12 protein-coding genes are annotated in these 12,167 nt (G+C 68.8%); 4 read left to right on the forward strand and 8 right to left on the reverse strand.

The window, feature by feature from the left end; translation table 11 throughout:
- Nucleotides 1–82 precede the first annotated feature (82 nt).
- The 4 genes from AC07PV_RS16530 to AC07PV_RS16545 form a co-directional block, all read right to left on the reverse strand.
- On the reverse strand, nt 83–571 hold the full coding sequence (locus AC07PV_RS16530) for a TRAP transporter small permease (protein WP_218296006.1): 489 nt from the start codon (nt 569–571) through the stop codon (nt 83–85).
- A gap of 71 nt (nt 572–642) precedes the next feature.
- On the reverse strand, nt 643–1,620 hold the full coding sequence (locus AC07PV_RS16535; protein WP_494630819.1) for a TRAP transporter substrate-binding protein: 978 nt from the start codon (nt 1,618–1,620) through the stop codon (nt 643–645).
- A gap of 57 nt (nt 1,621–1,677) precedes the next feature.
- Nucleotides 1,678–2,574 (reverse strand): SMP-30/gluconolactonase/LRE family protein, encoded by an 897-nt coding sequence (locus AC07PV_RS16540; protein ID WP_369643295.1) that lies wholly within the window; start codon nt 2,572–2,574, stop codon nt 1,678–1,680.
- Between the two features lie 8 nt (nt 2,575–2,582).
- A complete protein-coding gene (locus AC07PV_RS16545) occupies nt 2,583–3,401 on the reverse strand; it encodes an NAD-dependent epimerase/dehydratase family protein (RefSeq protein WP_492253821.1) in 819 nt (272 codons plus the stop codon).
- A gap of 128 nt (nt 3,402–3,529) precedes the next feature.
- Here AC07PV_RS16545 and AC07PV_RS16550 point away from each other — a divergent pair, with 128 nt between their 5' ends.
- From AC07PV_RS16550 to AC07PV_RS16560, 3 genes are all read left to right on the forward strand, one after another.
- Entirely contained in the window at nt 3,530–4,258 is a 729-nt protein-coding gene (locus AC07PV_RS16550; protein WP_218296010.1) for a FadR/GntR family transcriptional regulator, read from the forward strand.
- A gap of 337 nt (nt 4,259–4,595) precedes the next feature.
- Entirely contained in the window at nt 4,596–6,035 is a 1,440-nt protein-coding gene (locus AC07PV_RS16555) for an aldehyde dehydrogenase family protein (protein ID WP_218296011.1), read from the forward strand.
- Nucleotides 6,036–6,401: 366 nt separating this feature from the next.
- Nucleotides 6,402–6,719, forward strand: a complete 318-nt coding sequence (locus AC07PV_RS16560; RefSeq protein WP_218296012.1) for a hypothetical protein — start codon at nt 6,402–6,404, stop codon at nt 6,717–6,719.
- 94 nt (nt 6,720–6,813) lie between these two features.
- Here the strand turns inward: AC07PV_RS16560 and AC07PV_RS16565 are convergent, their stop codons facing one another.
- Nucleotides 6,814–8,448, reverse strand: a complete 1,635-nt coding sequence (locus AC07PV_RS16565) for an ABC transporter permease (protein ID WP_494630820.1) — start codon at nt 8,446–8,448, stop codon at nt 6,814–6,816.
- Between the two features lie 125 nt (nt 8,449–8,573).
- On the opposite strand from AC07PV_RS16565, the gene AC07PV_RS16570 reads away from it, so the two are divergent.
- Nucleotides 8,574–9,638, forward strand: a complete 1,065-nt coding sequence (locus tag AC07PV_RS16570) for an ABC transporter ATP-binding protein (RefSeq protein ID WP_218296014.1) — start codon at nt 8,574–8,576, stop codon at nt 9,636–9,638.
- 24 nt (nt 9,639–9,662) lie between these two features.
- On the opposite strand, the gene AC07PV_RS16575 is transcribed toward AC07PV_RS16570, so the two are convergent.
- The 3 genes from AC07PV_RS16575 to AC07PV_RS16585 all read right to left on the reverse strand — a co-directional run bounded on the left by AC07PV_RS16575 (nt 9,663) and on the right by AC07PV_RS16585 (nt 12,052).
- Nucleotides 9,663–10,052, reverse strand: coding sequence for a thiol-disulfide oxidoreductase DCC family protein (locus AC07PV_RS16575; RefSeq protein WP_218339662.1), 390 nt, complete (start codon nt 10,050–10,052; stop codon nt 9,663–9,665).
- Nucleotides 10,049–10,609, reverse strand: coding sequence for a DUF4166 domain-containing protein (locus tag AC07PV_RS16580; RefSeq protein WP_494630821.1), 561 nt, complete (start codon nt 10,607–10,609; stop codon nt 10,049–10,051). Before AC07PV_RS16580 ends, AC07PV_RS16575 begins: the two co-directional genes overlap by 4 nt.
- A 210-nt stretch (nt 10,610–10,819) precedes the next feature.
- Nucleotides 10,820–12,052, reverse strand: coding sequence for a Yip1 family protein (locus AC07PV_RS16585; protein ID WP_494630822.1), 1,233 nt, complete (start codon nt 12,050–12,052; stop codon nt 10,820–10,822).
- Nucleotides 12,053–12,167: the final 115 nt, after the last annotated feature.

The raw sequence follows: 12,167 nt of genomic DNA on the forward strand, positions 1-12,167 counted from the left end.
GGCTGCGTCCCCCTGCCCGCGTGGCGCAGCCATGCGAGAGCGGGGGGAAGCGCTGAAAGCGCTCAGGGGGGTGTGCTTCATCTCAATGCCAGGCGGGCTCGACCTCTGTGCCGCGGACCAGGGCAATGATGTGCTCCAGGGAGAACATCGCCACCAGCACGCCAGCGAGCGCGGGGGGAACGTACTTGAACGCTTCGGAGATGCCGAGCGTGGGAATCTTGTAGGGCGCCACGGACTCGGCCAGCACGCCGCAGTTCCAGGCCATGACCACGCCGAAGACCAGCACCAGCACGTGGATCACGATTTCCAGCTTGTGGCGCAGCCAGTCGGGCGCCAGTACCAGGAACGATTCGAGGCCGATATGGCCCGCGTCACGCACACCCACCGCCATGCCCAGCATGGTGACGTACAACACCAGCAGCACCGCGCCGCTTTCGGCCCAGGTCGGCGTGTTGTTGAAGATGTAGCGGCCGATGACCTGGTAAAGCACGGCGCAGACCAGCAGCACCAGCCCCGCCACCCCCAGTTGCAGACAAGAGCGCGCGATGAAGGCGCAAAGACGCGTGTACATAGAGAACATTCAGAAGACGGAAGGAGGGACCCGCCGCAGGACGCACGGCCCTGCGGCATGGAACGCCAGGATTACTGCACCGCGTCGATGCGCTTGACCATGTCCTGGAGCTTGGGGTCCTTCAGGAACTTGTCATACACCGGCTTCATCGCGGTCTTGAAGGCCGCCTTGTCGATCTCCACGATCTGTGCGCCGCCGGCCTTGACGGTGGCCAGGGACTTTTCTTCACGCTCGTCCCAGATCTTGCGCATGAAGCCCACCGATTCCTTGGCGGCGGCGCGGATGGCCTTCTGGTCGTCGGCGCTCAGCGTGTCCCACACGCGCTTGCTGAACAGCAGGATCTCGGGCGCCATCGAGTGCTCGGTCTTGTTGAAGTACTTGGCCACTTCGAAGTGGCGCGAGCTTTCGTAGCTGGGGTAGTTGTTTTCGGCGGCGTCCACCAGGCCGGTCTTGAGCGCGGTGTAGACCTCGCCGAAGGGCATGGGGGTGGCGTTGGCGCCCATGGCCTCGAGCAGGGACACCCACAGGTCGCTCTGCTGCACGCGCACCTTCAGGCCCTTGACGTCGGCCAGGGTCTTGACGGGCTTCTTCACGGTGTAGATCGAGCGCGCGCCGCTGTCGTAGAAGGCCAGGCCCACGAAGCCCTGCGATTCGCAGTCCTTCAGGATCTCGTTACCGATGGCGCCATCGAGCACCTTGCGCATGTGTTCCTTGTCGCGGAACAGGAAGGGCATGGTGGGCACCATGGTGGCGGGGCAGATGTTGTTCATGGGCGCGACGTTCACGCGCGTCATGGCGATGGCGCCCAGCTTGGTCTGCTCGATGGTGTCCTTCTCGATGCCCAGGGAGCCCTTGGCGTACACCTTGATGCTGTGCTTGCCGCCCGTGGCCTTGGACAGCGTCTCGCCCATGTGGCGCACGGCCAGAACGGTGGGGTAGTCCTCGGGGTGGATGTCCGACGAGCGGAATTCCGTGGCCTGCGCGGTGAGGCCGCCGAGCACGATGCTGGCGGCAAACGCCACGCGGCCCATCAATTGGGGAATTTTCATGGTTGTCTCCTGGGTTGAAGTGTTGTGAATGGGGGAGAGTTCCGAAGCCTGTTGTCTTCAGGCGCTCCGATAGGGTGTTTCCGGCAACCCCGCCACGCCGGGGCGGGTGGCAAAAATGGCGCCGCCCAGCGCCACGTCGTCGCCCTGGGGCTGCCCGGGGCGGATGGAGGTGATGAACAGCACGTCCAGCCCCGGGCCGCCGAAGCTGCACATCGAGGGCTTGCTGGTGGGCACGGCGATGGACCGGTCCAGGCGGCCGTCGGGCGTGAAGCGGTGCACCACGCCGGCGTCGTTGCCGCAGATCCAGTAGCAGCCGTCGGCATCCACCGCGCCGCCGTCGGGCCGGCCGGGCAGATCGCGCATGTCCACGAACAGCGAGCGTTCGCCCAGGGACCCATCGTCGTGCAATGGCAGCTGCCAGATCTGCTGCACGCTCGGGTGGCTGTCGCTCAGGTACAGGGTCTTGCCGTCGGGGCTGAAGCCCAGGCCGTTCTGCGTGACCAGTCCCTGCACCTGCGGTGCCGACAGGCCGCGCTGTCCGTCCATGCGGTACAGGCTGCCCGCGGCCTGCGCCAGCGACATGTCGCGCACCATGGTGCCCGCCCAGAAGCGGCCCTGGCGGTCGCAGCGGCCGTCGTTGAAGCGCATGCCGGGCCGGGGGTGGTCCACGCCGGCCAGCAGGGTGGCGGCCAGGGTGCCTCCCACTTGGGGCTGCAGGTGAAAGACGCCCGTGTCCATGCCTGCGATCAGCCCGCCGGCCGCATGCAGCGCGATGCAGGCGGGGCGCTCCACCGTCTCCCAGCTTTGCACGCGCTGGTCCGCATAGGTCCAGCGGTGCAGCTGGCGGCCTTCGATGTCCACCCAGTAGAGCGCCTGCTCGGCGGGGCTCCAGACGGGGCTTTCGCCCACCTGGTCGCGGTGGTCGGGCAGCAGCAGGTCCACGGGGGGCGTCATCGGGGCGCTCATTCGAAAGGACCCGTGCGCACGAACGGGCCGCCCTGGTAGATCACGGCGGGGTCGGTCAGGTCGGGGTGCGGGTCGGCCGCCTCGACCTTGGCGCGGAAGGGCTCGGAGCTGTCCTGCGGCCGGTAGCCGATGTGGCGCGCCAGCGTGTTGTCCCACCAGGTGGTGGTGTTGTCGCCCATGCCGTAGATGGTGCTGTGGCCCACCACCGGAGCGGTCAGGCTGGCGACCACCAGGCGCTCCAGGTCGTCATAGCTCATCCAGGTGGCGAGCATCCGGCGGTTGCGGGGTTCCGGGAACGAGGAGCCGATGCGCAGGCACACCGTCTCGATGCCATGGCGGTCGAAGTAAAAACGGGAGAGGTCTTCGCCAAACGCCTTGGACAGGCCGTACAGGCCGTCGGGCCGGGCCGGGTCCTTGAGGCCCACCACCTCGTCTTGCCGGTAGAAGCCGGTGACGTGGTTGGAACTGGCGAACACCACCCGCTTGACGCCCTGCTTGCGCGCCGCCTCATACAGGTTGTAGGCACCGATGATGTTGGCCTGCAGGATTGGCTCCCAGGGCTGTTCGGTGGACACGCCGCCCAGGTGCACCACGGCATCGACCCCCTCCAGCAGCGCGAGCATGGCACCGGCATCCTCCAGCCGCGCGGGGCGCACCTCTTCCCCCGCGCCTTCCTGGCCCAGGTCGGCCACGTCGGACAGGCGCAAGGTGCCGCAGTAGGCTTTCAGGCGCGTGCGCAGCTCGCGCCCCAGCCCCCCAGCCGCCCCGGTCAGTAACAAGCGTTGGAAACGGATGGGGGTGGGATGGCAAGGCATGGCGGTTACAAAGGCGGGGGTTCTTGGTACAGTGGCAACAGATTCTGTTGAACGTCATCAGTTGTCGTACAACAAAAATGCAATGTACTGCTTCTCCCCACGGCGCCACATAGGGATAACACCAAGAGATGAACACCGATACCGCGCTTCGCCGCAAGCCCCGCACCCTGGCCCTGGAACTGGTCGATTCCCTGGGGGACCGCATCCGCGATGGCAGCCTGGCACTGGGCGACAAGCTCCCCACCGAAGCGGCCATCATGGCCGAGTTCAGCGTCAGCCGCACCGTCGTGCGCGAGGCGATTTCCAAGCTGCAGGCCTCCGGCCTGGTGGAAACACGGCACGGCATCGGCACCTTTGTGCTGGGGCTGGGGCAGGCACCGGGCTTCAAGATCACCCCCGACCAGTTCAGCACGCTGCGCGACGTGATCGCGGTGCTGGAGCTGCGCATCGGCGTGGAAACCGAGGCGGCCGCATTGGCCGCCCAGCGCCGCACCGAGGCCAACCTGAAGGCCATGCGCGAGGCGCTTGATGCGGTGGCCGCCGCCGTGGATGCCGGCCGCGACGCGGTGGCGGCGGATTTCCAGTTCCACCTGGAAATTGCGCGCGCCACGCAGAACAGCCATTTCGCCGAACTGATGGGCACGCTGGGCAGCATGATCATCCCGCGCGCGCGGCTGGCCTCACCGGATTCGGGGGACGATGAACGGCGCCAGTACCTGCGCCGCGTCAATGGCGAACACGAAAGCATCTACGACGCCATCGTGGGCCAGGACCCCGACGCCGCGCGGGCCGCCATGCGCACCCATCTGGCCAACAGCCGCGAGCGCAGGCGGCGCGCGCAGGCCGAGGCGAGTTGACGCGCCCGCGCCGTGGGCATCGGCCCTCTCCTCTGCCTGATGCGAAGTGCCCGGTTGTCTCATCAGTACTAACCCGCGGGTCTGTGAGGTCTGATATGTTGTACGATGACATACAACAAGACTTTCAAACCCGTTGGCCGCACGACGGCAGATGGCGGCGGGCACCTGCGGGCGAGCTGCCCGCGCCGCGCCACCGCCACCCGGCCTTGCGGTACGCTGCGCAGCCACAGCCCGTCGGCGCCCCGCCACGGGCCCTGGGTGCGGCGCGGCATTCCGCCGAGGGCAGGCACTGCCTTCCGCACACCCTTTTCACTTCACTCACCAACCCACCACAGCCATGCATGCAAACCTGATCGGCGGCGCCTGGACAGACGGCGTCCGCACCTATAGCAACACCAACCCCTCGGACACCCGCGACGTGATCGGCGACTACGCCGTGGCCAGTCGCGAGCAGGCGCTGGAGGCCGTGTCGGCAGCCCACGCGGCCTTCCCGGCCTGGAGCGTGTCCACGCCCCAGCAGCGTTTTGACATCCTGGACGCGGTGGGCAACGAGATCATCGCCCGCAAGGCCGAGCTCGGTGACCTGCTGGCACGCGAAGAAGGCAAGACCCTGCCCGAGGCGATTGGCGAAGTGGGCCGCGCGGCCGCCATCTTCAAGTTCTTCGCCGGCGAGGCGCTGCGCCCCGGTGGCGAAGTGATGCCGTCCGTGCGCCCCGGCGTGGGCATCGAGATCACGCGCGAGCCCCTGGGGGTGATCGGCATCATCACGCCGTGGAACTTCCCCATCGCCATCCCGGCCTGGAAGATCGCCCCGGCACTGGCCTATGGCAACTGCGTGGTGTTCAAGCCCGCCGAAGTGGTGCCCGGCTCCGCCTGGGCGCTGGCCGACATCCTGCACCGCGCGGGCCTGCCGGCCGGCGTGTTCAACCTGGTGATGGGCCGCGGCTCGGACGTGGGCCAGGTGCTGCTGGAAGATGAGCGCATCGCGGGCGTGAGCTTCACCGGATCGGTGGGCACGGGCCAGCGCGTGGCGGCGGCCTGCGTGCCGCGCGGCGCCAAGGTGCAGCTGGAGATGGGCGGCAAGAACCCCTTCGTGGTGCTGGACGACGCCGACCTGGCCGTGGCCGTGGGCGCTGCGGTGAACAGCGGCTTCTTCTCCACCGGCCAGCGCTGCACCGCCAGCAGCCGCGTGATCGTGACCGAGGGCATCCACGACCGTTTCGTGGCCGCCATGGTCGAGAAGATGAAGACCCTGAAGGTGGACGACGCGCGCAAGGCCGGCACCGACATCGGCCCCGTGGTGGACGACCGCCAGCTGGCGCAGGACCTGGAATACATCGGCATCGGCCGGCAGGAGGGGGCCAAGCTCGCCTACGGCGGCGAGGCCCTGGAGAAGAACGCCGACGGCGCACCCGGCTTCTACCTGCGCCCGGCCCTGTTCACCGAGACCACGCCTGGCATGCGCATCAACCGCGAAGAGATCTTCGGCCCCGTGGTGAGCGTGTTGCGCGCGAAGAACTACGACGAAGCGCTGGCCCTGGCCAACGACACGCCCTTCGGCCTGGCCAGCGGCATCGCCACCACCAGCCTCAAGCACGCCACGCACTTCAAGCGCCACGCGCAAGCCGGCATGGTGATGGTGAACCTGCCCACGGCGGGCGTGGACTACCACGTGCCCTTCGGCGGCCGCAAGAGCAGCAGCTACGGCCCGCGCGAGCAGGGCCGCTACGCCGCCGAGTTCTACACGACGGTGAAGACCGCCTACACGCAGGCCTGAACCGGGGGCCTTCCCGCATCACCGGCCCTGCGGACGGTGGTGCGCGGGCACGGCGCACCACCCGCCGGGTTTTGAGCAAAATGGCTCGCAAGCGCTCATGGGTAAAACGCTGACAGCTATTCTATTGATAGCAACCAATGCCCATGCTGGTGGTGGTGTGCCCGGCAACCGGGAGCGAGAACATGCCAGGGGCGGCACGCCCACCGTCCGCGAGCCGCCACGCGGCAGGGCCCGGCAAAGATAAAGCCGCAGGGCGGACTCCAAAAATGTATCCAATGGTTACACTGACGATGCCGCCTTGTTTCACGGGCGGCAGTGTCCATCCCTGCCCTCTCTTCTTCATCCCCCGCACGGGGAATCTGCGCCATGAAAATCTCCCCCCTCTTCGCCGCCCTGGCCCTTGTTCTTTCGGCCAGCAGCGCGGTGCACGCCGCAGATGACTACAACCGCCCACCCGCGGGCGACGCGCAGTTTCGCCAGTGCCTGAGCCATTCCGCCAAGGTCTACCAGGGTGGCAACGAAGCCAGCCCCATCAAGGGCCAGACCAAGGCCCAGGCGTGGTGCACCTGCATGTGGAACGAAACGCCCGAGGACTTCAAGGGCAACCTGGTGACCTTCTCCGAAACCCGCAAGGGCAAGGAAACCAACAAGCTGTGCGAGAAGCACGCCGACTGGAGCGAATGAACGAGCGCCCGGGCACTGCTCACAGGCCCCATGAACAAAGCCGCCCTCGGGCGGCTTTGTTCATTGCGCAGATGACCGGAACATGCTGACGGTCTCAGGCCCGGCTGCGCAGGGTGCGGCTGAGCAAAATCACGGGAACCAGCCCCACCGCCACCAGCGCCAGCGACGGCAAGGCCGCCTCGCCCAGCCGCTCGTCGCGCGCCAGCTGGTAGGCCACCACGGCGAGGGTGTCGCTGTTGAAGGGGCGCAGCACCATCGTGGCGGGCAGCTCCTTCATCACGTCCACGAACACCAGTAGCGCGGCGGCGGCGGTGGAACGCTTGAGCAGCGGCCAGTGCACGCGCGCCAGCAGCCCGCGGCTGCCGACACCCAGCATGCGGGCCGAGTCGTCCAGGCTGAGCGGAATGCGCGCGTAGCCGCTCTGCATGGACTGCAGGGCCACCGCGCAGAACCGCACGAGGTAGGCCCAGACGATGCCAAACGCCGTGGCGGTGACGAGCGCGCCCACGCCCCACTGCGGCATGGCCGCCTGCAGCCAGCCCACGGGCAGCAGCAGGCCCACCACGATGACGGCGCCCGGCACCGCATAGCCGACGCTGGCCAGCTGCACCACGCCGCGCGTGACGGGGTCGGGCTGGCGGCGCACCGCAAAGGCCAGCGCCAGCGCGATGGCCACCGCCAGCGCGGCCGTGATGCCGCCCAGGCGCACGCTGTGCCAGGCCCATTCCATGAAGCGCTCCCACGGCAGCACCGACCAGTCGGCCGCCAGCGGCCGCAGCATGAAGGCCACTGGCGCCACGAAACCCATGACCACCGGCACCGTGCAGACCGCCCATGCCGCCCAGCGGCGCGCTCCGCGCAGCGCCAGGGGCTGCGCCTCGGCCGAGCCCGCTCGCCCGCCGCCGGTGGCAAAACGCATGCGCTTTTGCGCACGGTGCTCCATGTGCAGCAGCACCATCACCACCACCAGCAGCATGGTGGCCAGTTGCGCGGCCGCCAGGCGGTTGTCCATGGACAGCCAGGCCTTGTAGATGCCGGTAGTGAAGGTCTGGATGCCGAAATAGCTCGCCACGCCGAAGTCGGCCAGGGTTTCCATCAGCACCAGCGCCACGCCGGCGGCGACGGCGGGGCGCGCCAGCGGCAGGGCCACCGCGCGGATGCGGCGCGGCAGCGGCGCGCCCAGCAGGCGCGCGGCCTCCATGAGGTGCGCGGCACGCTCGCCCAGCGCCGTGCGCGCCAGCAGGTAGACATACGGGTACAGCGAGAAGATGAACACCCACACCGCGCCGCCCAGGCTGCGCACTTCGGGCAGGAGGCGGCCTTCGAGGCCAAAGGTGCTGCGCAGGCCCACCTGCAGGGGGCCGCTGAACTGCAGGAAGTCGGTGTACGCGTAGGCCGTCACATAGGCGGGCATGGCCAGCGGCAGCAGCAGCAGCCACTCCAGGGTGCGGCGGCCGGGAAAGTCGAACAGCGTCACGGCCGCCGCGGCGCTGGTGCCCACGATGGCGGCGCCCAGCGCTACCATCACGCTCAGCTGCAATGTGGTCCACACATAGCCGGGCAGCACGGTGGCGGCCATCTCGCGCAGGATGGCCCCGGCCTGGGCGTCGCCCGGGCCCGAGGGCGAGAACGGAAGCCACGAGGCCAGCACCGCCAGCACGGGCAATGCCAGAAAGCCTGCGAACAGGACCAGGGGAATGGTGCGAAAGGCGAAGGGCGTGCGGCGCAAGGGGCGGGAGCTCGGCAGAGGGGGTGGGAAGAAAACGCACACCCGCACGGACGGCAACCGGGCAACGCTCAGGAATGCAAATGCGAATTTTAAGCATTCACTCCCCTACCCCATAAAATGCAGACATGTTTCTTGAGGTCTCCCAACTCGAAGTGCGCTATGCGGGCCGTGCGCAGGCCGCGGTGCAAGGTGTCACGCTGGGCCTGCACGCAGGCGATATCGGCGTGCTGATCGGCCCCTCGGGCTGCGGCAAGACGACGCTGCTGCGCGCGGTGGCGGGGCTGGAGCCGGTGAGCGGCGGCGAAATCCGGCTGACCAAGGGCCTCGTGAGCAGTGCCGCGCTGAGCGTGCCGCCCGAACTGCGGCGCATCGGCATGGTGTTCCAGGACTACGCCCTGTTTCCGCACCTGTCGGTGGGCCGCAACGTGGCGTTCGGCATCCACGCGCTGCCCCGGGCCGAGCAGGCCGCGCGCGTGACCGAGGTGCTTCAGCTGGTGGGGCTGGAAGGCAGCGAGAACCGCTTTCCGCACGAACTCTCCGGAGGCCAGCAACAGCGCGTGGCGCTGGCACGCGCCCTGGCGCCGCGCCCGCAGCTCATGCTGCTGGACGAGCCCTTCTCCAACCTCGACGTGGACCTGCGCGAGCGCCTCGCGCACGAGGTGCGCGGCATCCTCAAGGCCGCGGGCGCCACGGCGCTGTTCGTCACGCACGACCAGTTCGAGGCCTTTGCCATCGGCGATGTGATCGGCGTGATGCACGAGGGCCGCCTGCACCAGTGGGACGACGCGTACACCCTGTACCACCGCCCCGCCACGCGCTTCGTGGCCGACTTCATCGGGCACGGCGTGTTCGCCCCCGCCACGCTGGTGCAGCGCGGCAACAACGTGGTGGCGCAAACGCCCCTGGGCGAACTGACCGACCTGGACGAATGCCCCCTGCCCGGCAGCTACCCCGGCGGCGAATGCGATGTGCTGCTGCGCGCCGACGACATCGTGCACGACGACGATGCGCCGGTGCAGGCGCAGATCGTGCGCAAGTCGTTCCGGGGCGCCGAATTCCTCTACACGCTGCGCCTGGCCAGCGGCCAGACCATGCTGGCCCACGTGCCCAGCCACCACGACCACGCCCTGGGCGAATGGATCGGCATCCGCGCGCAGGTGGACCATGTGGTGACCTTTCCCCGCGAGTGACGGCGTGCGCGGCCCGATGCCGCGTCAGTCCAGGAACCGTGTGGCCATCCCGGGCGCGGGCACCAGGCAGGTCTCGGAGCGCCCCCATATCCGGTAGCGATTGCGCGCCACCCGGCGGTAGAGCGCGTCGCGCACGGGCGCGGGCACCAGCCATCCCAACCAGGCCAGGCGCCAGGGCCACCCCAGGCGGTGCAGCACGCGCAGGATGGCCGCCGTGTGCTGCCAGCTGCGGCCATCCTCGATGACGAGCAGGGTCTGCAGCCCATCCACCTGCAGGCCCGCGCCGGCCAGCAGCCGCCGGCCGGTGGCGCCCTGCATGGAGGCGAAACGGATGCGCCCCGCGCGGTCGTGCCGCAGCAGGAACCGCACCCAGCCGTTGCACAGCAGGCACTGCGCGTCGAACACCACGATCATGGAGGAAGCCCCTCGGTGGCTGGCACGACCAGGTGGCCCCGGTAGTGAACCACCCGCCCCACCCACGGCACGGTGGCCTGCACGTGGAAATGCAGGGTATCGCCCCGCCCGGTCTCCTCGGCCACCACGCGCGGGCGCAGCCACGCGGGGCAAGGGATGCCCAGGAAATGCAGGTCCTGCAAGCGCATGACCAGCCGGCCCTGCTGTTCATCGAGCACGAAGCCCAGCCGCGCGGCCCCCAGATGCTCCACCACCCGGCCGCCGGATTCGCGCAGGGTGGAGCGCATGGTCCGCGCGGGGAAGCAACGCGTCCACACCTCGGCGCCGGGAGTGGCATCCAGCTCGAAGACGATGTCGCCCTGGACCGGGCGCAGTGGCGCCCCCAGCGCCCACGCGAGCAGGCGGCCCATCGCGCCCGCCGGAGCCTCGACCACCACCTTGCCCCGAAGCCTGTGCCGGCCCGACAGGCTGTGAAACCGCGCCAGCGCAGGCGCCAGGCGCTCGAAGGCCGGGCCCATGGCGCGCTGGTACAGGGAAGCAAGGGTGGGAGCAGGCATGGGAAGGGGCAGGAAGATCTGGCGGCGCGCAGCGTCCGGCCGCACCGGCAAGGGAAACGAACCGGCAGGGCCCGCGCCTGCCCGCCAGTCTAGCGCGCGGACACCGGTTGCTTCGCAGGCCCGGACACGAAAAAAGCCGGCGCGTGCCGGCTTGCCTGTGCAGGGGGCACGGTGCCCATGCCCGGGGCGTGGGCCGCGTACGCCGGGGCGTCAGGACTTGCCCTTGCGCTGCAGGCCCTCCAGGCCATTGAGGTCCACCTGGCCCAGGATGCCCCGCAAGTCCTTGACGCCCATGTGGTCGCCCTCGACGCTGACCACCAGCCCGTTCTTCAGGATGGCCTTGAACTCGGCATGGCTGCCGTCCTTCTCGTAGCGCTGGTGCAGCGTGCGGCCGCCCTCCTGCCACGTCTTCTCGGCGCTGGTCTGGTCTTCCTTCTCGCCCTGGGCCATGCCCATGGCCATCACCGCCATCTGACCCAGGCCGCCGATGTCGGTGATCTCCAGGCGCACCTGCTTGCTGTCGCTGCCGTATTGCGCGCTGGCCTGGCTGGTGGGCAGGCCCAGCGCCGCGCCGTCCTGCACGTCGAAGCCGGTGCGCGGCAGGCCCGCCAGGCTTTCGGGCAGCGCGGCCTTGAGCGATTGCGCGGCAATGGCCTGGCCGCCCCCCAGCGCGCCCGCCGCGGCCGCTGCGGCCTTGCCGGTGGCGGCCGCGATGGCGGCGGGGTCCTGGCCCTTCTGGGCCTGCTCCAGCTGGCGCGCGGCTTCTTCCATCTTCTTGCCGGCAGCTTCCAGGCCGGCGGTGTCGATGGACACCTGCCCCTTGGGCGTGTTCAGGGTGACGGCAGGCGCCGCGGCGCCGCCGAACAGGCTTCCGCCACCGGGCATGAAGACCGAGCTGACGGCACCGATGACCACGCCCATGACGATGGCCGCGATGATGACGACCACGGTGTATGCCACCGACTTCTCCGGTGCGCTCTTCATCAGCACGGGCAGGCCGGTGTAGAGCAGGTAGATGGAATACAGCGCCGCCAGCAAACCCAGCATGGCCAGCGCCGGCAGCAGGCTGAACACCCCGCCCAGCATGGCGGCCGTGCTGGCATAGACCGCCACCTTGAGGGCCTGGATCTGGTTCTTCTGCCCCCCGAACGCAGGGGCGAGCGCATCAATGATGAGCGCGAGCACGAATACGCCCACCAGGCTGAGCACGTACGACACCACCATGTTCACCAGGCCGGAAACCAGGGGCACGCGAACGGTCACGCCAAAGCCGCCGAAGCCGATCAGCGACAGGCCGATGAAGCCGCAGACCACCGGGATCGCGGCCAGGATCATGTAGTAGCGGGTGAACAGGGTCGCCGCATCGGTGGATTCGGATTCGATGGCGACCCAGGTCTCCTTGGGTTGCAGAAGAATGCTCTTGGCGCGCTCAATCAGGTTCATGGTGCCCTCCCGGCAGTGTGAGTGGTGCCTGCTGCCGTCGTGCCGCAGGCCGAAAGACGCGGACGATACGGGAAATTGCCCGCAATTGGGCGCTGTTGCCACACCGTCGCCGCCG

This window comes from Acidovorax sp. GW821-FHT09A11, assembly GCF_059418365.1.

Coding starts and splice junctions, on each gene's coding strand:
- AC07PV_RS16530 (WP_218296006.1), bottom strand. CDS start 571: ATGTACACGCGTCTTTGCGCCTTCATCGCGCGCTCTTGTCTGCAACTG.
- AC07PV_RS16535 (WP_494630819.1), bottom strand. CDS start 1,620: ATGAAAATTCCCCAATTGATGGGCCGCGTGGCGTTTGCCGCCAGCATC.
- AC07PV_RS16540 (WP_369643295.1), bottom strand. CDS start 2,574: ATGACGCCCCCCGTGGACCTGCTGCTGCCCGACCACCGCGACCAGGTG.
- AC07PV_RS16545 (WP_492253821.1), bottom strand. CDS start 3,401: ATGCCTTGCCATCCCACCCCCATCCGTTTCCAACGCTTGTTACTGACC.
- AC07PV_RS16550 (WP_218296010.1), top strand. CDS start 3,530: ATGAACACCGATACCGCGCTTCGCCGCAAGCCCCGCACCCTGGCCCTG.
- AC07PV_RS16555 (WP_218296011.1), top strand. CDS start 4,596: ATGCATGCAAACCTGATCGGCGGCGCCTGGACAGACGGCGTCCGCACC.
- AC07PV_RS16560 (WP_218296012.1), top strand. CDS start 6,402: ATGAAAATCTCCCCCCTCTTCGCCGCCCTGGCCCTTGTTCTTTCGGCC.
- AC07PV_RS16570 (WP_218296014.1), top strand. CDS start 8,574: ATGTTTCTTGAGGTCTCCCAACTCGAAGTGCGCTATGCGGGCCGTGCG.
- AC07PV_RS16575 (WP_218339662.1), bottom strand. CDS start 10,052: ATGATCGTGGTGTTCGACGCGCAGTGCCTGCTGTGCAACGGCTGGGTG.
- AC07PV_RS16580 (WP_494630821.1), bottom strand. CDS start 10,609: ATGCCTGCTCCCACCCTTGCTTCCCTGTACCAGCGCGCCATGGGCCCG.
- AC07PV_RS16585 (WP_494630822.1), bottom strand. CDS start 12,052: ATGAACCTGATTGAGCGCGCCAAGAGCATTCTTCTGCAACCCAAGGAG.